Here is a 22919-nt window from a genome sequence, read left to right on the forward strand (position 1 = left end):
TACAGAAAACATCATACCCATTGAGCGCGTAAAAAGTTATCATCGAGGTTTTTTATCTCCCTGCTACTTTTACGACTGCGCATTTTTATAATATGCCCATGCCGTCCAACGCCTGATAGGATCAACCCATGACCAACCGTGACCTCATCATTTTTATAACCCTCTCCTTTATGTGGTCGCTGTCCTTTATTTTTTATCGTATTGGCGTTCCTGAGTTTGGTTCATTGGCCTTTGCCAGCTTGCGAGTGGTATTGGCAGGGCTGACCATGTTGGTTTTTGTGCTGATCAAAAAGAAAAACAGACAAGGCATCGTTAAAAACTGGAAGGTACTGACCCTAGTTGGGCTGTTTTCTGCTGCCATACCTTTTATCTTATTTTCTTTTTCAGCGCGCTCGGTAAATGCGGGCGTATTGGCAGTACTCAACGCCTCTGTACCCATGATGAGTGGCTTTATCGCCAGTACGTTTTTTAAAGACAGACTCTCAAAGAAACAAATCCTAGGCTTGGTGATTGGGGTTATCGGGGTCATTATTTTGATGAGTGAGAATCTGTTTGGCGAGCAGAGTGCCACATCAGGATCTGGGTTATTGCCGATGGGTTACGCATTATTGGCCTGTGTTGGGTATGCCGTGGGGGCAAACATCACCAGAAACTATTTAGACAATGTCTCACCAGTGGCGATTACCGCAGGCTCACTCATTATTGCCAGTGTGATAATGCTACCAGTTGCCCTTTATGAGTTCCCTTATGGCAAGAGTATCAGTCTCACCGCGTGGGTGTCTGTCATTTGTATTGGCGTGCTCTCAACAGCCATCGCTTTGATTTTTATGAATCAGTTGATTAAAAGTATTGGTCCGATGCGCGCCACCAGTATTACGTTAGTCATTCCGATTTTTGCGATTATTTTGGGTTACTTATTGCTGGGTGAAGCGTTGGATACGCCAGCGATCATCGGTTCAGTGGTGATACTGTTTGGCACCTATTTATCCTTGAATCTGTCTATCAAAAAAATGCTTAAATCTTGAGCTTTAAGCATCTAAAAGCTCAGGCAGACAGCGACTTTGCGGATCGATAATTTTGTTAGCAAATCTTATTAAAGGCATTCACTTAATAAGGTAATAAGAAGATTTGAATAATGAGTATTATCAATACCGATATCATGTCGTATTGGCCTTTTTGTTTGTAAATTTTCCTTGAATAACCTCATCTATCCCTTATAAAGAAAATCAATAAAAGCATATCTACAGATGCTTTTATCAGCATTTTTCCACGAAAAATAATCTTTATAATAGATAACAACAGGATATTTTATGGCACACGACAGCTTATTTGAACCCGTAAAAATGGGTACGCAGACGTTAAAAAATCGCATTATCATGGCACCGCTAACGCGTGTTCGTTCAATCGAACCAGGTGACGTACCGACTCCATTTGCAGGAGAGTACTACTCACAGCGCGCAGGGGCTGGGCTGATCATTGCGGAGGCGACGCAGGTTTCTTTTCAGGCAAAAGGCTATGCAGGCGCGCCTGGTCTCCACACTCAAGAGCAAATCGTCGCGTGGAAAACGGTTGTCGATAATGTCCATGCAAAAGGTGGAAAAATCGTCGTACAACTATGGCACACCGGTCTTGTATCGCACAAAAGCGTACAGCCTGATGGTAAAGCGCCTATTTCTGCCTCTGATGTCGATGTTGGTATACGTACCTCTCTACGTGATAGCGACAATCAAGCGATTCGTGTTGATGCAACACCGCCACGTCCTGCCACGCTTGATGAGATTGAGCAAGTGATTGCTGATTTTGCGCAAGCCACCAAAAACGCGCAAGAAGCAGGATTTGATGGGATAGAGATTCATGGTGCGCATGGTTACTTGTTGCATCAGTTCTGGGTTGAGCAGACCAATCAGCGTAATGATGAATATGGTGGCAGTCGTGAGAACCGTGCGCGTTTAACGCTTGATGTCATTGATGCTTGTGTCAATGCGTGGGACGCCGATCATGTGGGTATTCGTATTTCTCCACTGGGTACGTTTAACAATGTGGAAGCTGGCTACAATGAAGAGGACAATGTGTGGTTGGTCGAGCAGATCAATAAACGTGGATTGATGTATCTACATTTATCAGAGCCTGATTGGGCGGGTGGTACGCCTTATAGCGATGAATTCCGTCAAAATGTGCGTGACGCTTTTGACAACTTAATTATCGCTGCTGGTGGTTATACCGCCGAAAAAGCTGAGCGCAATATCAAAGAAGGTTATATCGATGCGGTTGCGTTTGGCCGTGACTACATTGCCAATCCTGATTTGGCTGAGCGTATTCGCACAGGTGCCGCGCTCAATAAGCAGCGTCCAGAATCTTTTTATGGTGGCGGTATTGAAGGCTACACCGACTATCCATTCTTAAATCAAGCATAAAGGTTTGGTAGCTGAGGTAGGGGACAGTACAAACGTCACTCATTAAAAGGCTACTCACCAAAAAAGCCAGTTAGCGGTCTCTACATGATACCGTTAGCTGGCTTTTTTTGTGCAGCATCATTAACTATTTACCAAAATTCCCCGTTTGATAGTCACGAAACGTCTGGCGCAATTCTTCTTGCGTATTCATTACAAACGGCCCATGACCTGCCACAGGTTCTCCAATAGGCTCACCGCTAAGCAGCAGGAGTTTGACGGGTGTGGATGATTCATCTGAAGTTCGGTAGCGCAGCTCAATCGTGTCAGTAGACGGTATAGAAGTGTGAGTATTTTGCTCGCTTTCAGTTTGCTTACTTTGGGCTTGATTGCCTTGAGTATGGACGTTTTGATCAGAAGGCGCTTCAAATTGAATCAAGCTTCCCGCATTCACAGCCGTCCCATTAACGAGCAATTCGCCTTCTTGCACCAGCAATAACGTATTGTGCAGGTTGGGTACATGCAAGGTCGCCTTGCCGCTAGTATGCAGCTCAATATCCCAGACATTGACAGGCGTAAACGTACTGACAGCGCCTGTGATACCGTGCCATTCGCCAGTGATAATGACAGCTTTACCAATAGGCGTTTGATGGTCTGTAGCGTTGTCGTCTAGCAGAGTAACGACTGGCATATCAGTCCGTTTAAAGGTTTGATATTTAGGATCAGTCAGTTTGTGAGTGCTTGGCAAGTTGACCCACATTTGTACCATACTAAAGACACCGCCGCGCTGACCAAATGCCTCCGAGTGAAACTCTTCGTGGGTAATACCGCGCCCTGCGGTCATCCATTGTACATCGCCTGGCGAAATATCATGGCGACCACCCATCGAGTCGCCATGTGTGATCTCGCCTGCATAAGCGATGGTTACGATGTCAAAACCTTTGTGCGGATGTTTACCGATACCATGAGGCTGCGACTGATACTCAGGATTGGGCTCAAAAACCGTGGGCTCGCCATAATCGAACAATAAAAAAGGATCGGTGTGGCTATAATTAAAATCAGGATGATTATCTACATAGTTAATGAGGGTTCTGACAAAAAAACCATCGCCGACCCAATAGGGCGCTTTATCACCATGAACATGTTTAATTGCACGCATTTGTCACCTCATCATACGATATGTGTGATTGCTACTCATAAAAAGGGTGGTTAAAACGTTTTATATCAGGATTCATCACACAGGGTTTATTAAGTATGTTTTATCAAGCAGGGTTTGGCTATACGACCTCACCACATACAAAACCACTGGCCCATGCCCATTGAAAGTTATAACCGCCAAGCCAGCCTGTCACATCGAGCACCTCTCCGATGAAGTACAAGCCTTCTTGCAAATGACTTTGCATGGTTTTTGACGACACCTCATCGGTTTTGACACCGCCGCGAGTCACCTCAGCCGTACGATAGCCTTCTGTACCAGAGGGTTTGAGCTGCCAACCGTTTAGCGTGTCACCCAGCTCAACCAGTCGCTCATCTTTAATATTGGCAAGTTCGGTCTCTTTTATATCATCCCATAAGTGCGTTTGCAAAGCTGCCAGTAGCTTTTTGGGCAGCGCACCATCCGTATTTTCTGTCAGTACGGTACGTATGAGTTGTCTTGGGTGTGACTTTTTGCGGGCAAGCAGGAGGGTTGTCACATCGGTCTCTGGCAACAAATTAATACGGATGATTTCACCAGTACGCCAATAGTTTGAGAGCTGGAGCATGGCAGGGCCAGAGAGTCCGCGATGGGTGAACAGTACCGGCAGTTTAAAAGAGATGCGCTCGTTGCTGGCAATCACGGGCAGACTGATACCAGCCAGCGCACGAATCAACTCGCCTGTTTTATCCGTAAAGGTAAAGGGAACCAAGCTGGCATCAGTGGCAATGAGTGTATGACCGAATTGCTGCGCCACCTCATAACCCAAACCGCTTGCGCCCATGGTTGGAATGGACAATCCTCCTGTGGCGACGACTAACGACTCGCAGCGATAGCTCGTTTGCGACGATTTACTCTCGCTTGCGATGTCTTTTTTGCCCAGCTTTTTGCTGGTTGTCAGTTGGAAGCGTGTTTGATTGTCTTGGTTGAGTGTTTGTACACGATCAATATTGGTATTCAGCCTTACCTGCACACCTGCTGCCGCACATTCATCCAGCAGCATGGTCAAAATATCTTGGGCAGAGTCATCACAAAATAGCTGACCATGTTCGCGCTCATGGTAAGGAATCTTATGCGCCTCAACCATGCCAATAAATTCCCAGCTGGGATAGCGACTAAGCGCTGATTTACAAAAGTGAGGATTGTCACCGATGAAGTGTTCAGGCTCTACGAAATAATTGGTAAAATTACAGCGGCCACCACCTGACATGAGGATTTTTTTACCCGCTTTATTGGCATGGTCTAACACCAGTACGCGGCGACCACGGCGACCGGCAGTGAGCGCGCAGTATAATCCAGACGCGCCAGCGCCGATGATAATGACATCGTAGTGAGTGTGGTGTGGTGCGCTTTGGGGATGACTCATGGTGTTCTCATAAAGTGATAAAGATAAAAGGTCAAAGCCAATCGACAATAGTGAAACAATCAAAGCGATCTCATTGTTTGAAGCGATGACTTGAGTGGCTATTGTCCATATTTACTATCAGGTTACAAGGATTAAATGCCATATCACCGCAGTAACCCATCAGAAATCAGCCATTTTGAATCAGTAAGTGTTCTAATGAGTCAGTGACGGCGTTAATGGGATTTATCATAAATTACCAAGTATATATCTGTACAGAGGAATTGTTATGATTGGCTGTTGAGACCTTGCAACCACCTGGCTTATTTGGCAAACTGATGTTAAGTGTAAAATGTTGTAGAAGGTACTAAACGTTAGGGAAGACGCCTCTGATTACCTGTACGAGACGTCGCGATCGACGTTTATGAACACAGATTATAATAATCAACAAGGATGAACACTATGACACAGAAATCATTTCCCATTGCCGCCGAATTTATCGCTGCTGCCAACACCTCACCCGAACAATATAGCAAAGAGTATCAGCAATCGATTGAATCACCTGACGCCAATGCTAACTTTTGGGCGCAGCGTGCCGAGCTGATTGATTGGATAAAAAAACCCACCAAAATCCGCGACGTCAGTTATGACGTAAACGATTTTCGCATCAAATGGTTCGAGGACGGCGAGCTAAACCTCTCGGTCAATTGTCTCGACAGACACTTAAAAGACAATCCTTACAAGCCTGCCATCATTTGGGAAGGCGATCATCCTTCTTTACACAAAATCATCTCCTTTAAAGAATTGCATGCGGCGGTTTGCAGGCTAGGCAATGCCCTGCGTAAGCGTGGTGTAGAAAAAGGCGATCGTGTGACGCTGTATCTACCGATGATTCCTGAAGCCATGATTGCGATGCTGGCGTGTGCTCGTATTGGCGCTGTACATTCAGTGGTCTTTGGTGGATTCTCTGCTGAGAGTTTGGGCAATCGTCTGATCGATAGCCAATCAAAAATCGTCATCACCGCTGATGAAGGTGTACGTGGCAACAAGCATACCCCGCTTAAGGCCAATGTCGATCGCGCTTTGGATATGGATGGGACAGAGAGTGTGACAAATGTCATTGTCGTCCATCGTACAGGCAACTCAGTACCGATGAGCGGTCGCCGTGATGTGTGGTATCACAGTTTGGTCGATGGCGAATCTGTGCACTGTGAACCTGAGGTGATGAATGCTGAAGATCCGCTGTTTTTATTGTATACCTCAGGCTCTACAGGTAAGCCAAAAGGCGTGGTACACACCACGGGTGGCTATCTTACCTATGCACTGTCTACCTTCCGAGATGTGTTTGATATAAAAGACAATGACGTCTATTGGTGTACAGCGGATGTCGGCTGGATCACAGGGCATACTTATGCCACCTACGCACCGCTTGCCAATGGCACAACGACCTTGATGTTTGAAGGGGTGCCTGAGTATCCGACGTGGGCGCGTATCGGTCATATCATCGACAAACATAGCGTGACGGTTTTGTATACAGCTCCGACAGCGATTCGAGCGATGATGAAAGAGGGCGATGCCTTCGTTCGTGAGTCGGATCGCTCAAGCCTACGCCTGCTTGGGTCGGTTGGTGAACCGATCAATCCTGAGGCATGGGATTGGTACTATCATGTGGTCGGTGATGGTCGTTGCCCCATCGTTGATACGTGGTGGCAGACCGAAACAGGCGGCATCTTGATGGCACCATTGCCAGGCGCTGACCACCTCAAACCTGGGGCTGCGATGAATCCTCTGTACGGGATCAAACCAGAAATTATCGATGGTGATGGAGAGATACTACAAGGTGCTGCCGAAGGAAATCTACTGATTAACAGCAGCTGGCCAGGACAAATGCGGACAGTTTATAACGACCACAAACGCTTTTTGGCCACTTATTTTAGCGATTATCCGGGCTATTATTTTACGGGTGATGGGGCGCAGCGCGACGAAGATGGACACTACTGGATTACTGGGCGTGTTGATGATGTGCTCAACGTATCAGGTCACCGTTTGGGCACTGCCGAAATTGAAAGCTCCGTCGTTGCGCATCCTGCTACTGCTGAGGCTGCGATTGTGGGTATGCCGCATGAGATTCGCGGTACTGGTGTCTGCGCCTTTGTTATCCTAAAATCTGGTGAAGAGGCAACAAAATCCCTAAAAACTGAGCTAAATCGTCATGTGCGTGCCGAGATTGGGCCAATTGCCAATTTAGATGCCATTTATATTGTCGATGCGCTGCCAAAAACCCGTTCGGGTAAAATCATGCGTCGTATTCTGCGGAGCTTAGCAGCGGGGAAATATGACGGGTTGGGCGACTTGTCTACGCTGGCTGACAGCTCAGTCATTGTTGAGCTGATTGATATCGTCAAAGCGGAACGTAAAAAATAAGCTGGGATACAAGTTTATTAAAGACGATGGCTAACTGTGCTCATTGAGAGCAAGTGAGAGTAAGCACGTAAATCCATCGTAGTCATGTCTAAGAGAAGCCATGTTATAGAAGATAGCATGGCTTTTTTACGCAGATGATATTGCTATCAAGGGATTTTAAAGGTTCAATGTTATCTACACACTTTTTCATTGAACGCTATACAAGGCCTACCGTCATTATGACCAATCATTCTATATCTGCCACCAAAACCGCATTGCCAAAAATCGCTATCATTGGTGGAGGGCTGACTGGGCTATTTACCGCCACGTTACTAGAGCGGGCGTTCAATCAAGGCCAAAACCAACAACCATCTCGCAGCCCGCACATTACTATTTTTGAAAAATCTCGTAGTGTGGGTCGACTAGCGACTCGTTATCGTACTAACAGTACCACAGGCAAAAATTGGCAATGGGCATTTGGCGCGCAGTTTTTTACGGCGAAGACCGCGCCGTTTCAGCAGTTTATCAAGCCTTGGCTCGTGACAGGTTTGCTACAGCCGTGGTACGCGCAGGTGGTCACCTTGTCACCAGCGTCAGTAACTAAAGATGAAAATGAGGCATTACTCAATATCGAACACAAAGAGCAATGGAATACGCAGCAACCGCGCTATATCAGCACGCCAAAGATGACGGCTTGGGGACGTGCATTGGCTGATGAGTTGGCACACACAACCATCGAGTTTCAGACGCGAGTTGCGCCACTCGCGCAGTACACAAAGCATGAAGCTGGTAAACAAACCGAGTTATTCGATGATACGGGTACCAGTCTTGGCTTGTTTGATTGGGTGATTTGTACAGCGCCTAACGTTCAGGCAGTAGAGCTGATGGCAAACAGTGGGTTTGAGCGGCAGGCGGATATTACCACGTCGCAAATGCTGGCGTGTTATACCTTGATGTTAGGTTGGGAGAAAGGCCAATCCTTGCCTGAGGCGTTAGACCATCAAAAAATAGACTGCTGGGATGTGGCTTATGTTAAGGACTCAATACTAGACCGAGTGTTCATCGAACATCAAAAGCCTGCCGATCATGAGTTGCTACCGAGTATCACTATTCATACTCGCAATGATTGGTCAGAGGAGCACGTCGATGACGATATTGAGACAGTAAAAGCAAAACTGCTAGCAGCGGCGCAGCAATTATTGCATTGGAATAATTGCAGTGCGCCCAGCCAAATCGACTGTCATCGCTGGCGTTATGCCGCAACCGTGGTTGATGGTAAAGACAGTCGTGAGATATTGGGCGCTTTGGTTGATCGCCAACATCGCTGGATTGTCAGTGGCGATTGGTGCGGACAAGGCAATATCGAAAGCTGTTATCAAATGGCACAAGAAGCCGTCGCCGCTATTGTCTCTTACTAAGAGATAATTATGTACTTGGGCAAAACAGCCTTTGAGTAAAATGACCAACGATAGAAGGTAATGATATACGAATATAAAGCGCATATTGTTGTGACTGGCCGGGTTTCAAAACATGACGCTGTTCAGTAATAAAAGGACAATGTCTCATTCATCATAGAGTAGACAAAAAAAAGCCCACAGAGGAGGAGACTGTGGGCTGAGGAAACTTATTATGCGATAAGGCTGCAAGGTAAGTGGCTAACATTTTATTATTGTTATGATTAAGATAATACCAAAGCGTCAGATTTCAATAAATTCTTACATCTGCTTACAACTTCTGGTGTACAACTGTAGCCGTGGCTTTAAAATACTATGAGGCTGCTACTCTGAGATATCTATAACAAATAATTCGCTTAAATAAGTAGAATGATTGATAAAGTATGAGTAAGAAAAGCAGTAAAGGTTGCAAGATATGTCCAGTATCGAGGAAGATACAGAGATGGCATGACGGCATCCATGAAAAGTGCTAAGCTAGCAACCAGCATTCTTACGTCCACCATAGACTGGGTTTTCCATGACCGAGAGTACACCGCTGCATAAGCCAGAGCCAGAATCATTGCCAGTGCAAAGTGAAAAAAGTATTTTTAACTTGCCCAATAATCTGACAATTGCACGTATCCTGATGATTCCGCTATTTGTGGTGATTGCCTATTGGCCACCTGCCATGGGTATTGGCTTGCCTGCCATCTCAGATAACGTGATTGCACGGGTAGGCATGAGCGAGTTCAGTGATAGCTTATTACGCCACTTATTATTGACCAGCGTCTTTATCATTGCCGCGATTACTGATTGGCTTGATGGGTATTTTGCTCGTAAACTCAATGTGATGTCAGCCTTTGGTCGTTTTTTGGATCCAGTTGCTGATAAGCTTATGGTCGCCGCCGCACTGATCGTTTTGGTACAGTGGCACCCCAATATTATTATGGCGATCGCCGCTATCGTCATTATCTCACGCGAAATCGCGGTATCGGCGCTGCGTGAGTGGATGGCAGAGTTGGGTAAAAGCACCAGCGTGGCAGTGTCTTATGTGGGTAAGCTTAAAACCACATTTCAGATGGTCGCGATCACAGTACTGCTGCTGAACTGGCAGTCACTTGAAATGATTGGCTATATCTTGATGGTTGGCGCTGTCATTTTGACATTATGGTCGATGATGATTTATCTAAAGGCGGCTTGGCCTTACTTAAAACAAAGTGGGTAGCTGTTTATAGTCAAATTCATATGCACAAAAAACGCCAGTCGCATCAGCCGCTGGCGTTTTTTATTGTTTGGCTGTTAAAGGTGCGAGAGAGCCGTTGTATTTTACTTTGATTGTTTGGGTGGTTCCTATATACTCGAAAAAACAAACAAATGACAAGGATTTTAGATAAAATATAAAACAACGTCATTGGACTGAGGACACAACAATGGTATTACACAAGAAAAAATTGCTCGCTGCTGCTTTATGGTTGGTAATACTAGCAGGGTGTTCACAATCACCAAGTATACAGAGAGAAACAGCACCGAGTATCCAAGCAGAGGCTGTGCAAGCAGAATCTATGCAAGACGCAGCTGAATCAGAGCGGTTGGGTACACAGTGGGGTGATGATGTTGATTCAGAGATTATTACTGTCGATCTGAGTCGTACCAGTGACAATCCACTTCAGGAGATGCAGATATCGTATGCTGATAAAAATTATCAAGGGCGTGCGGTAAACAGTATGTCATTATTGGCAGGAAAAGTTGAGTTTTCAGTACACACTGACAATGGTAAATTACCACTGTATCGTGATGCTGGTAACTACTATCTTAAAGGTATGGCTGGTCAAGCTTATCGTCTGGTGTATCATAATAACAGCGCCAATACTTATGAAATCGTTGCCAGTGTCGATGGTCTAAATGTTCTCAATGGTAGTGCCGCCAGTCGCTATGATGATGGATACGTTTTAAGACCTAATGATGATTTGGTGATTGAAGGCTTTCGCAAAAGTCAAAGTGCAGTGGCCTCCTTTATTTTTAGCAAACCAGACAATGCTTATGCAGCGAATACCAGTAGTGGCTCTATAGAAAATACGGGAGTTATTGGTACGGTGATTTATGAGCTATACGATCCTTCTAAGCCCAAACCGCGACAACCACAAGCATATCCAGCAGACAAGGGTTATGCAAAACCACCGCAGTAGTTATGAATAACGGCAGTCACGAATATAGACCATCACATAAATGATAACCATAAACACGAACTATAAATACAGACAATAAAAAACGCCAGTGGCTCATGTGACTGGCGTTTTTTACTGTCTACTTCTAATATTTAAACGCTTAAATTACTTAAACGCTTAAGGTATTATAACTCTATTGAAAAATTCTCACCCAAGCTTTTTTCAATGGCAGTATCTGTGACTGCCGCCGCTGCCATTTTGACAGCGCTAGTAATAGCATTGCCGTTCGTCCAGTATTCAGCGCCATGTGGCACGACTTTAATCAGCTGAACGCGTGAATCTTCTTTGCCTTTTTCAAAGTAGGCATTGTACATAGGTGACCACAGCTCATTGAGTTTTTCTTCGTCTTCAACCAGCTCGGCTTTACCCGTTATAGAAAGATATTTTTTGCCATCTTCACTGACATAAGCCAAGTTCACTTCAGGGTTTTTTTCAATACTGCTCACGGTTTCGCAAGGGCTGTGACCAATAAACCAGATTTCTTTGGCGCCGATACTGGTTTCAGTAGTATTCATCGGGCAAGAATGTAGATGATTTTCATCATTACGAGTGGTCATCATCGTATATTTGATGTCTTTTACCATTGCTTGGATGGTATCCATTTGCGCTTGTTTACTCATAATAGTTATCCTTTACTATTTAACAGGTAAGGTTTGGAATTATTTTGTTCAAAATCTACTATAACCAGTTTTAAGAGATAAAAAGCGCCAATAAACCACTGCCTATTGACGCTTTAAATACATACTATCTATCGTAGAATATTTTTATGTTTTGTTGCTTTTTACTAACTTTATTATTTTCTACTATACAGATACTGGTTTATGGAGAACAGTTACTGAACTATAGAGCGACCGAAAACTGTTCGCCCATGTCTTCAGCTGTTTTGCCATCTTGTAGGGCAGCGGCTGCCATTTTGAACATGTTGACAGTTGAGCTACCACTTAACCAGCACTCGACACCATGTGGGACGACTTTGATTAATTGTACATTAGGATCTTCTTTACCATGCTCAAAAAAGGCATTGTAAACAGGTGACCATAGCTCATCTAACTTGGCTTGATCTGATGATAGCTCTGCATTGGCACTCACAGACACATAGTTTTTTTCATCTTCAGAGGCGTAAGAAAGACCGATTTTTGGATTGTCTAGAATGTCTTTGACGACGTCTGAGGTTTTATCACCGATGAACCAAATTTCTTTGGCACCAATGCTGGTTTCGCTCGTGGTCATTGGCCAAGCATGGACATCGCCTTTACTGTTGACGGTGCTCATCATGGCAAATTTTACGTCTTTGATCACGTCTTGGATTTTGTCGATTTGTTCTTGCTTGTTCATGATATATCCTTATTGCGTTAGAATTTTGGTAAAAAATAAAATGTTGGTAAGTCGTTTTAATTGTTGATCGTTTTAATTATTGTCAAGTGGTAGAGTACCGACAGAGACCCTCATAGTTATATAGTCTGAGCGTAATGCGATGTTAGTGTTTGTAAGGTATATAAAGGTTAGGTAAAAAATGTGACCCGCCAAGCGAAACCTTACTGCTATAGAAAAATTGGGTAAAGATAAAGAGTGGCATTTGAATTTATAAGTACGATGGGCAATTTATCTTGGTTTAGACCTGCTTCTTATATGGCTTCTTGTTATAATACGCAGACCATTTACTTTGCATGGCAGAGATGCCTTGATCTTACGGATTATGCCTTTATGATGACCATCGCCGGACAACCGTTTCTTACCGATTTTCAGACGCAGCAACTCATCAGTCAGTTTCAGCAAAAAACCGAGCTAAATGTTAGCCAAATCCATACTCAGCAAGTATATGTGCTATCACGCGAGTTAAGTGGTGATGAGCACAAAAAAGCCTTGGACTTGTTTGGGATTCATGAAGGTATTGACGTTTTAGCGCCACAAGACAACCAACTGCAAGTGATCGTTGCGCCGCGCTTTGGCACCATCTCACCATGGGCGAGTAAAGCCACCGATATCTTTAATAACTGTGAAATCAAAATCAACCGCGTTGAGCGTGTCGTGGTTTACACGCTAACGCTTGAGAATAAAGCGGCTGACAACAAGCTACCCGCTGCCGCTGAGCAGTTGTTGTTTGACCGTATGACTCAGAGCTTGGTTTATGACTTGAGCGATGTCAGCAAATTGTTTGACGATCAAGCGCCAGCCTCACTAAACCATATCGATGTCATTGGCGAAGGTCAGTCAGCGCTAGAGTCTGCCAATACCGAGTTTGGTTTTGCGTTATCCAGCGAAGACATCGACTATTTAATGAATGCTTATGTCAATGAGCTAAAGCGTAATCCAACCGACGTTGAGCTGATGATGTTTGCACAGGCAAACTCAGAGCATTGCCGTCATAAGATCTTTAATGCTCAGTGGACCGTTGATGGCGACGTACAGCCAAAATCACTGTTCCAAATGATCAAAAACACGTACCAGTCGAATCCACAAGGTATCTTATCAGCGTATAAAGACAACGCCGCTGTGATGGCAGGCTCTGATGGCATGCGTTTTTATCCTATCCCAACGGACGCGATGGATGCCAATTCAATCCATCCTTATGGATTCCATCAAGAAGACATCGATATCTTGATGAAGGTTGAGACGCACAATCACCCAACCGCAATTGCGCCGTATTCAGGTGCAGCGACTGGTTCTGGTGGTGAGATACGTGACGAAGGCGCAACGGGTCGCGGCGGTAAGCCAAAAGCCGGTCTAGCAGGCTTCCACGTGTCGCATCTACATATCCCAGAGCTTGCTGAGAAATGGGAGCAGTCAGGTCAGCTGAGCACGCAAGCTTATGGTACGCCAGACCGTATGGCAACCAGCCTTGAGATTATGACCGAAGCGCCATTAGGTAGCGCCAACTTCTCAAATGAATTTGGTCGTCCGAACTTATGCGGCTACTTCCGTAGCTTTCAGCTAGATACCTCTGCGGCAAAAGATGGTAGCGAGATGCGTGGCTATCATAAGCCAATCATGCTGGCAGGTGGTTACGGCAATATTAAACGCAATTTGATTGAAAAAAATGCCATTAAAAAAGGCGATTTGCTAATCGTTCTGGGTGGCCCTGCGATGCAAATCGGTCTGGGCGGCGGCGCAGCCTCATCGGTCGATAGTGGCGAGCTTGATGAAGGCTTGGATTTTGCCTCAGTCCAGCGCGACAATGCTGAGATGGAGCGTCGTTGCCAAGAAGTCATCGATCGCTGCTGGGCGCTAGCTGGTGATGATGTAGACGCGAGTAATAACAGTAAAGACGGCAACCCAATTGTCTCACTACATGATGTAGGGGCAGGTGGTCTGTCTAATGCGATGCCAGAACTGGTCAATGACCATGAAATGGGCGCGCATCTGAACTTGCGTAAGATTCCATCGTTAGAAGCGGGCATGTCGCCAATGGCCATCTGGTCTAATGAGGCGCAAGAGCGTTATGTGCTGGCGATTCGTCCAGAGAGCAAAGATCAGTTTGATGCGATCTGTGCCCGTGAGCGCTGCCCCTATGCCATCTTGGGCGAGGCGACGGATATCCGTCAGCTAATCGTTGATGATGAGCTATTGGCTGAACAACCAGTCGATATGCCGATGCAAGTACTACTCGGCGGTACACCAAAAATGCAGCGTAGCTTTGAGCGTACTGATAATACATTGTCAGCATTAGCGCTTGATGACGTTAATTTAGCCGAATCTATTACCGATGTATTGCGTCACCCAACGGTAGCGAGCAAATCATTCTTGATCAGCATCGGTGACCGCTCTATCACCGGTATGGTCGTGCGCGATCAGTATGTGGGTCGCTATCAAGTGCCTGTTTCAGATTGCGCGGTGACGGCTTCTGGCTTGGTGGCGCTAGATGGTCAGCCAATGACTGGTGAAGCAATGAGTGTGGGCGAGCGTACGCCTGTTGCGCTAATCAATCCAAAAGCCTCTGCACGTCTTGCCGTAGGTGAAGCGATTACTAACATTGCGGGTGCGCGTATCGCTCAGTTGTCTGATATCACCATGTCAGCGAACTGGATGGCGGCTTGTGGCGATGATGCAGAAGATGCGGCATTATTTGATGCGGTACATGCTATCGGTGAAGAGCTGTGCCCAGCACTCGGTATCGCGATCCCAGTTGGTAAAGACTCGCTATCGATGCGTGCTAACTGGAATGACGAAGATGGTACGGACAAATCTGTCGTATCGCCAATGAGTTTGGTCGTGACGGCGTTTGCGCCAGTCGTCGATGTGGCAAAAACCCTAACGCCAGAGCTAATCAATGGTGACAGCGCGTTCTACCGTATTGACTTGTCTAAAGGCAAACTGCGTCTAGGCGGTTCTATCCTCGCGCAAACGCTAAGCCAACTCGGTAACGACTGCCCAGATTTGGGACAGCCAAGCGACTTGGTCGACTTCTTTAACTTTGTGCAGGCAGGTAACGCGCAAGGCGTCATCAGCGCCTATCACGATATCGGTGATGGTGGTCTATTGGCGACCATCGCAGAGATGCAGTTCACCAGTCGCCAAGGTATCAAGCTGGCATTGAGCGATGATAACTTACTTGGTCAGCTATTCAGCGAAGAGCTGGGTGCAGTCATCCAAGTATTGCCAGAAAACGTCGCAGCACTCATGCAATTGGCAGAAGAATTTAATGTCAGCGATATGCTAAGTCTCGTCGGTCAAAGCACTGAAGAAGACAGTCTGCTTATCCAAACGCCATCACGCATGGGTGACGACACCTTACGCTTTAGCCGTAGTGAGTTACAGCAAGCGTGGACGCAGGTCAGCTATCAGATCGCGCGCCGCCGTGATAACCCTGCGTGCGTACAGCAGGAGTATGACTTAATCAGTGATGCCAGCCATCAAGGGCTTATCGCTGCACCAAACTTTGATCTCAATCAAAAAGTCGAAGAGCCGTACTTAAACAGTCGTGAAAATAAGCCAAGAGTCGCTATCTTGCGTGAGCAAGGCGTCAATGGTCAAACGGAGATGGCAGCAGGCTTTACGCGAGCGGGCTTTGAAGCGGTCGATGTCCACATGAGCGATCTACTCAGTGGCCGTATCAATCTACGTGACTTCGACGGTCTGGTCGCTTGTGGTGGCTTTAGTTATGGTGATGTACTCGGCGCAGGCTCTGGCTGGGCGAACTCTATCTTATTCCATGACGAGCTACGCATGCAGTTTGTGCGCTTCTTCGCCCGTCCTGATACCTTTAGCTTAGGTGTCTGTAACGGTTGCCAGATGATGGCGCAGTTAAAAGACCTCATCCCAGGTGCAGAGAACTTCCCACGCTTCATCGCTAATAAATCTGCGCGTTTTGAAGCGCGTACGGTCAATGTCAAAATCGAGCGTACCAAGTCGATCCTGTTTAAAGGCATGCAAGACAGTATCTTGCCAATCGCGGTGGCGCATGGTGAAGGCTATGCCACGCTAGACAATACTGAGATCGACGGTATGGCAAACCACGGTCAGCTCGCCATGCGTTATGTCGATAGCCAAGGTCATCCAACCGAGACCTATCCGCTCAATCCAAACGGTTCGCTCGGCGGTGTCACGGGTCTATGCAGCACGGACGGTCGCGTCACCATCATGATGCCGCATCCTGAGCGTAACCTAAAAGCGTATAACCACAGCTGGAAACCAGAAGAATGGGACGAGGACGGCGCGTGGATGCGTATGTTCCGTAACGCTCGCGCTTGGTTTAGATAGGCTAGTTTGATTTGGTTATTTTAGATAATAAAAAAAGGTGGGCTTCGGCTCACCTTTTTTGTGTTTTGAGCTAATATGTAGATATTTATTAGTTTTTTCTGATGAAAGATTAGTCTTAATATCCTAAATTCTGAGAGGGAGACATATGCTAAAAAAGATTGATAGTTTCTTAAATAAGTTTCGTCCTCTATCTCATTATGTTGATAAAGAGATTAAAGAAACCTTGTTTAAAAACGAAGCTTATAAAGATAACCGTTCAAGTTTTCTTGAAGCAAGTATAGTTTCTTGGTCAAATTCTTATAGAAAATATCTATTCTTGCTAATGTTTTTATGCTTGACAGTCAGTATAAATACATATCTATGGATAGATTACATATCAGCGTATGCTGAGATTAAGAAAGATTCTAGTTTGTTAGGCGTGTTGTTAACTGGTCAAATTACGATCATAGGTCTAATTTATCCTTTAGTGATTTCACTTGTTAGTATTCTATTTCAAGATAAAGTAGGAAAAAAAGTCGTTTTTTCTCTATATCAGAAATTCTCAGGTTTTATGTTTGCTGGTTTAAGTGGTCTATCATTAACCATTATTCTCGCATTTAGCTTAATTTTTAATACAAATTTGACAGATAAACTAAGCTTCATATTAAATACAACCCTAACATTTTGGTTTGTTTTTAACTTATTCTTAATGATTTGGTTTTTTGTAAAAACATTAAGTATTTTGGATGAAGATAAAAAAGATAATTTTATATTTCGATTCGTAACGAATCAAATTTGTGAATTTGACTTAAAAAATTTGATAAGAGATTTATATCTTGAAGATCTATTTAAATATAATTTATTAAGAGTTAGTGACAGTAAATTGTTAATAACATCGAATGTTTTAATGCTAAAAAAATATGAAGGCGAAATTACTTATTTTACTAAAAAAGTAAGGAATTGCGTAATATTTCATTATGGAAGATAAATTTAGCACTATGGTTGCAAATAGAGATATTAAAGCATTCTAAAAATAAAGTTGAGCCAAACAATTTTAATTTATACGTCTGTATTCCCAAATCTACGTATAGAAGAAAGAAAGTAACTCTTGCAAAGTATTCTGGCTTTAAGGTCAATTACTTTATATCATTGTTGATAAGAAATTCTGTAAAATATAAGAAAAATAATAATAGAACAGGTGTTGGGATATCATCTGCCTTAGAAGTATTTACTAGTCCTGTATATACTGCATTGGATAATAATGATGAAAGCTATTTTACCGAATCACTAAAGAGGCTAGAAAAGTATCATATACAATTAGTTGAGGTTTTAGATTTCGAAAATTCTAATAGCGAGCCTGATAATTGGTTGTTTGTAACCAAAGGTGCTTGGAGTAGTTCTTACTTCACGGATTTTATGAGAAATTATCATATTCTACTAAAAAAGACTATTAATAAAATTCCTGCTAGTACACAATATTTTTATTATGCATTACATTTTTATAGAAGCATTTATTCTAGTCGAGAAAATATAAGTCATACCGAAACTAACGCTATTTTTGGAAATGTATTATATTTATGGGTTGCTCTTTTAAAATGGAAAGACCAATCTAATGGTTCTGATGTAATAATTGAAAGTAGTTTCAACGATGCTATACATAATTTTGTATCAGTTTGGGAGCAATGGAAGAATTTATATATTACATATAAATATAAAGATACTACTAAATCGTATCCAGTATTGTTTGAGCATCTAAAAAATACATCTGAAATGGTGGTAGAGTCATTAAGAGTCGAGAATGATCAAGCATTCGGTTGGTCTGTCGATATGTTAATTCACTGGAAGAATAGAACTTTAGATGTGCAGACTTATAAGGAAGAGTACTCATGGCATTCAGGAGTTATCGATATAGAAATGCTATTTAAAGAGAATTCTGACTTGTGGATTAAGATTAGAAAAGGAAAAGATGAGAATGTAGAGTCAGCCATCAACATAGCTCTGAAAAATGCCTATGTTGATATAAGATTTTTAACAGTATGTTGCATATTAGCTAACAGCGATGATGTTCCAAGAGTCAAACCTTATATTGATGCATTACTAGAAGAGAAGAGAGTCTATCCTACCGGTACTAGCGATACTATAGTTAAAAGTATCGATCAAGCTAGTCAACTATTGGGTATTTATATTAGACACAAAAAATTTCATCTTGGTGGTATAGAGAGTGAGTTTAACTGGCAAAAAAATCTGCTTGAAAAGTACAATAATAAATTTAGTCAGAAAATGGTTTCTGGCAGAATGTATGCAGGACAGCGTAACGTAAGTATAGATAACGAATTTATTCAACTAATTATTTCTTACTCATCAAGTAAGTGGAAACTATCGAGAGATTGGTTGAATATCTTTAAATCAGACATCTATAGCTTTTCAAACAGAGAAAAAATGACTCATAATTTTAGAACCTTAATTGATACTGCTCAAAGAACGTCTGAGTACAAGTTGTTATCTGCTGAAATGGTACCTGAAAAAGTTGTGAGCTATCGCAAAAATTTTGTAGAGTCAATGGAAGAGTTGATTAAGGAGATTGAGTACATTAATAATAATCATATTGTAAATTCTGATGTCGACAAAACGATGCTTTCTGAAATCGCTAAAGTAGCATCTAATGACTTCATAGCTAATGAAACGAAATCTCCACTTAATATGTTTGATGAAATAAGAAGAAATGGAGTTGGACTAATTATTCATAATCAGATTGTTACAAGAGATTTTAAAAAATCTTATATTATGAGTCAAGATAGTCCTCCAATTCATAATTTGGTTGAAGGTTTGGGCGAAGAAGTGTCAGGCGATCTAAGAAATGCCATATTAAGAAAAATAGTCGTAAACATCCCAACAAGCTATGAGTCATTTGACTCTTTAGAGGACATGTTGTTTTATATTTTAAATGAAATTAAAATGCCTGATGCTGTTCTTCTATGTCATAAAAGTATATCTGATTTAATATTTGACTTATTAAATGAAGATGAACAAAAGCTTGAAAGATTGCAAGTTACCAAGTACTATTCAGAAGAATATTTCTGCAAAATTGGTGATTGTGAGGTTTATGATTGTAGTTTTAATATTTTAAATTCATGTATTCTTACAACGAAAGATAGATTCAAAGCCTTGATTATCGAAGACTTTGAAGATGGTAATATCGTAAATGTTGTCTTCAATGAGAATGAACAGGATAAAACAAAAGGTGATTTATCATTTGATTATAAATTAGATATTGAAACTGATAAAACTAGACCATTTATTAAACTAAGTTTAGTGCCAGAAAATATCGAGAATGACGAAGAAGCCGTTGAAGAACATACTGCTGATATTCCTCAAGAAGAATTGGATGGAAATAAAGTACTCTCTAAGATAAATAGGTTTTTAAAATTTCTCCCAACTTATCGAAGATAGATTGCTAAGGTGGGTTAGCAAGCGTAGTCCACCATAAGTATATTAATCAGAGAAGTTCCTTTAAAGTACATTTTCGTCTTACTCTTCTAAATCATCCTTCTAAGCCTCAGCAATCAACTCATGAATCGTCTTAATTTTTAATACCAAAAAAAACGGCACTGAAATCAGTGCCGTCTTATAAATCGTGACAAAGCTAACCACGACTCTTCAAATACTAAATCGCCAAAATCAATCCCAGCTTAAAATCACCTTACCGCATTGCCCACTTTCCATGATATCAAAGCCTTCTTGAAAGTCATCAATGTGCATGCGGTGGGTAATGATTGGTGTCAAATCAATACCGCTAATCAGCATTTGCTCCATTTGATACCACGTCTCCCACATCTCACGGCCATAAATACCTTTTAGGGTTAAAGCCTTAAAAATAATCTTGCTCCAATCCACTGTGGTGGTGTTGGGTAAAATGCCCAAGAGCGCAATTTTAGAGCCGTTATACATGTTACTAATCATCGAATCAAAGGCCTGAGGCGAGCCTGACATCTCAAGCCCAATGTCAAAGCCGTGCATTTTTAGATCCTCGATAGCGCCTTCGATGGTTTCACCCTTAGCTGGGTTGATGGTCATCGTCGCGCCCATTCTTTTGGCAAGCTCTAGGCGATAATCGCTGATATCGCTGACCACAATATTACGTGCGCCTGCGAAGCGGCAAATCGCGGTTGCCATTGACCCGATCAGCCCTGCACCCGTAATTAGCACATCTTCACCCAGTACCGGGAATGAAAGGGCAGTATGAGTGGCATTGCCAAAGGGGTCCATAATGGCGGCCATCTCATCGCTGATACGCTCATCGAGTTTGATAACATTATCGGCAGGGATCACCAAATATTCGGCAAACGCGCCATCGCGGTCAACGCCCACGCCTATGGTGTTTTCGCACACATGCAGCTTACCACGGCGGCAGTTACGGCAATGCCCGCAAGCGATATGGCCTTCGCCTGTGACTCGGTCACCCACTTCCAGATGCTTGACGCCATCGCCCATTTCACTAATGACACCGACGTATTCATGTCCGATAATCATTGGCGTCTTGATGGTGTTTTGTGACCACTCATCCCACTTATAAATGTGCAAATCTGTCCCACAAATGGCGGTTTTTTTAATTTTAATTTTTACGTCATTGATGCCGACGGTCGGTTCTGGCATGTCTTGCATCCAGATGCCTTTTTTGGCATGAGCTTTAACCAGTGCTTTCATATTTTTCTCTTATTTAACGGTGTTGCATTTTATTATTGAGTCTAGATAAATACTGAACTATAGCCAAAGAACAATAGTTTAGCTGCGGTACTGCTGGGATGAACTTTATGAAGCCTCTGTCACGCTTGCGAACAGCCAGCGAGGAAATTTTATACCAGCAGTATCTGATCTATCGATGTAATTTTTCGCTGACTATATTTTAATCAATCATCTTCATTTGCTTAGCGACTTTGATAAAGGCGGCGATACATTGGTCGAGCTGCTCGCGCGTATGGGCAGCAGAGAGCTGGACACGAATACGAGCCTCATTTTTGGGTACGACAGGGTAGAAGAAGCCAATCACATAGATGCCTTCTTCAAGCAGTGCGTCTGCCATTTGTTGCGAGACATTGGCATCATAGAGCATCACTGCACAAATGGCCGATTCAGTAGGCTTAATGTCGAAGCCTGCATCTTGCATTTGCTTCACAAAATAGGCGGTATTTTCATGCAGTTTGTCTTGTAGCGTATTGTCTTGTGACAGCATCTCAAACGCTTTTACCCCAGCGGCAGCTACCATAGGCGGAATGGAGTTGGAAAACAGATACGGGCGTGAGCGTTGACGCAGCATCTCAATGATTTCTTTTTTACCTGTTGTAAAGCCGCCAATCGCACCGCCAAACGCCTTACCCAACGTACCCGTGATCAGCTCAACATCACCGCGCAGATCAAACAGTTCAGTCACACCGCCACCCGTGCGACCGACAACGCCTGCTGAATGCGACTCGTCAATCATCACCATGGCATCATATTTTTGTGCGAGCGCATAGATCTCATCCATTGGCGCCACATTGCCATCCATCGAAAACACACCATCGGTCACAATCAAACGAAAACGCTGTGCTTGCGCCGCTTGCAATTGCGTCTCCAAATCTTGCATATCCGCATTGGCATAGCGATAACGCGCCGCTTTACACAGGCGCACACCATCGATGATTGATGCATGATTTAACGAGTCAGAAATAATGGCATCTTCGCTGGTCAGCAGTGGCTCAAAAGCACCGCCATTGGCATCGAAACAAGCCGCATAAAGAATCGTGTCTTCGGTATTAAAAAACTTAGAAATCGACGCCTCTAATTGCTTATGCAAATCTTGCGTACCACAAATAAAACGTACCGATGACATACCATAACCTGAGTTTTCAATGGCCTCGATAGCTGCTTGTTTAATCTCAGGATGATCGGACAAGCCAAGATAATTGTTGGCACAGAAGTTCAGCATCTCACGGCCATCAGTGATTTTAATCATGGCATTTTGTGGAGAGGTGATGATGCGCTCGTTTTTATATAGTCCTGCCGCGCGTATGTCGCTGATTTCTTGTTGTAGATGTTTTTGAAAGGCTTGGTACATACATATTCCTTGTTACTATTATTAGAGTCTGCATTAGCAATGCAGATATTAGGACTGCTAATAGGATCAATCATTAAAGCCACGCATCATCCTAGCCTTTAGTAAGACCAATGATATGAGGTGAGCAGTGATGCTATCTGTAATCCGTAAGCGCTAATTTT

15 protein-coding genes are annotated in these 22919 nt (G+C 43.5%); 9 read left to right on the top strand and 6 right to left on the bottom strand.

Features of this window, described 5'->3' with window-relative positions; all coding sequences use genetic code 11:
* The first annotated feature begins 128 nt into the window (after positions 1-128).
* A complete protein-coding gene (locus tag A3K91_RS01160) occupies positions 129-1025 on the top strand; it encodes a DMT family transporter (RefSeq protein WP_062843643.1) in 897 nt (298 codons plus the stop codon).
* A gap of 285 nt (positions 1026-1310) precedes the next feature.
* The gene (nemA, locus tag A3K91_RS01165) at positions 1311-2414 is read left to right on the top strand and encodes an alkene reductase (protein ID WP_062843644.1); all 1104 of its coding nucleotides are present in this window, start codon (positions 1311-1313) and stop codon (positions 2412-2414) included.
* A 124-nt stretch (positions 2415-2538) separates the two neighbouring features.
* Here the strand turns inward: nemA and A3K91_RS01170 are convergent, their stop codons facing one another.
* Positions 2539-3549 carry a pirin family protein gene (locus A3K91_RS01170; RefSeq protein WP_062843645.1) on the bottom strand — a complete coding sequence of 337 codons (1011 nt, stop codon included), beginning with the start codon at positions 3547-3549 and terminating at the stop codon, positions 2539-2541.
* Positions 3550-3667: 118 nt separating this feature from the next.
* Positions 3668-4951 (bottom strand): BaiN/RdsA family NAD(P)/FAD-dependent oxidoreductase, encoded by a 1284-nt coding sequence (locus A3K91_RS01175; RefSeq protein ID WP_062843646.1) that lies wholly within the window; start codon positions 4949-4951, stop codon positions 3668-3670.
* Positions 4952-5389: 438 nt separating this feature from the next.
* Here A3K91_RS01175 and acs point away from each other — a divergent pair, with 438 nt between their 5' ends.
* The 4 genes from acs to A3K91_RS01195 all read left to right on the top strand — a co-directional run bounded on the left by acs (position 5390) and on the right by A3K91_RS01195 (position 10949).
* The gene (gene acs, locus A3K91_RS01180) at positions 5390-7351 is read left to right on the top strand and encodes an acetate--CoA ligase (RefSeq protein ID WP_062843647.1); all 1962 of its coding nucleotides are present in this window, start codon (positions 5390-5392) and stop codon (positions 7349-7351) included.
* Between the two features lie 218 nt (positions 7352-7569).
* A complete protein-coding gene (locus tag A3K91_RS01185; RefSeq protein WP_062843648.1) occupies positions 7570-8748 on the top strand; it encodes an NAD(P)/FAD-dependent oxidoreductase in 1179 nt (392 codons plus the stop codon).
* 553 nt (positions 8749-9301) lie between these two features.
* On the top strand, positions 9302-9988 hold the full coding sequence (gene pgsA / locus A3K91_RS01190; protein ID WP_062843649.1) for a CDP-diacylglycerol--glycerol-3-phosphate 3-phosphatidyltransferase: 687 nt from the start codon (positions 9302-9304) through the stop codon (positions 9986-9988).
* A 205-nt stretch (positions 9989-10193) separates the two neighbouring features.
* Entirely contained in the window at positions 10194-10949 is a 756-nt protein-coding gene (locus A3K91_RS01195) for a hypothetical protein (protein WP_062843650.1), read from the top strand.
* Between the two features lie 164 nt (positions 10950-11113).
* Here A3K91_RS01195 and A3K91_RS01200 read toward each other — a convergent pair whose 3' ends face one another.
* Entirely contained in the window at positions 11114-11608 is a 495-nt protein-coding gene (locus A3K91_RS01200) for a pyridoxamine 5'-phosphate oxidase family protein (RefSeq protein WP_062843651.1), read from the bottom strand.
* Positions 11609-11828: 220 nt separating this feature from the next.
* Positions 11829-12323 carry a pyridoxamine 5'-phosphate oxidase family protein gene (locus tag A3K91_RS01205; protein ID WP_062843652.1) on the bottom strand — a complete coding sequence of 165 codons (495 nt, stop codon included), beginning with the start codon at positions 12321-12323 and terminating at the stop codon, positions 11829-11831.
* 369 nt (positions 12324-12692) lie between these two features.
* On the opposite strand from A3K91_RS01205, the gene purL reads away from it, so the two are divergent.
* The 3 genes from purL (at position 12693) to A3K91_RS01220 (ending at position 20114) form a co-directional block, all read left to right on the top strand.
* Entirely contained in the window at positions 12693-16685 is a 3993-nt protein-coding gene (gene purL / locus A3K91_RS01210) for a phosphoribosylformylglycinamidine synthase (protein WP_062845795.1), read from the top strand.
* A gap of 145 nt (positions 16686-16830) precedes the next feature.
* Positions 16831-17652, top strand: coding sequence for a hypothetical protein (locus tag A3K91_RS01215; RefSeq protein WP_062843653.1), 822 nt, complete (start codon positions 16831-16833; stop codon positions 17650-17652).
* Positions 17625-20114: a hypothetical protein gene (locus tag A3K91_RS01220; protein WP_062843654.1), complete on the top strand. Its 2490-nt coding sequence runs from the start codon at positions 17625-17627 to the stop codon at positions 20112-20114. The genes A3K91_RS01215 and A3K91_RS01220 overlap by 28 nt, the downstream gene beginning before the upstream one ends.
* 228 nt (positions 20115-20342) lie before the next feature.
* On the opposite strand, the gene tdh is transcribed toward A3K91_RS01220, so the two are convergent.
* A complete protein-coding gene (tdh, locus tag A3K91_RS01225; protein ID WP_062843655.1) occupies positions 20343-21368 on the bottom strand; it encodes an L-threonine 3-dehydrogenase in 1026 nt (341 codons plus the stop codon).
* A 199-nt stretch (positions 21369-21567) separates the two neighbouring features.
* Positions 21568-22758 (bottom strand): glycine C-acetyltransferase, encoded by a 1191-nt coding sequence (gene kbl, locus A3K91_RS01230; RefSeq protein ID WP_062843656.1) that lies wholly within the window; start codon positions 22756-22758, stop codon positions 21568-21570.
* Positions 22759-22919 lie beyond the last annotated feature (161 nt).

Source organism: Psychrobacter alimentarius (genome assembly GCF_001606025.1).
Classification (GTDB): Bacteria; Pseudomonadota; Gammaproteobacteria; order Pseudomonadales; family Moraxellaceae; genus Psychrobacter; species Psychrobacter alimentarius.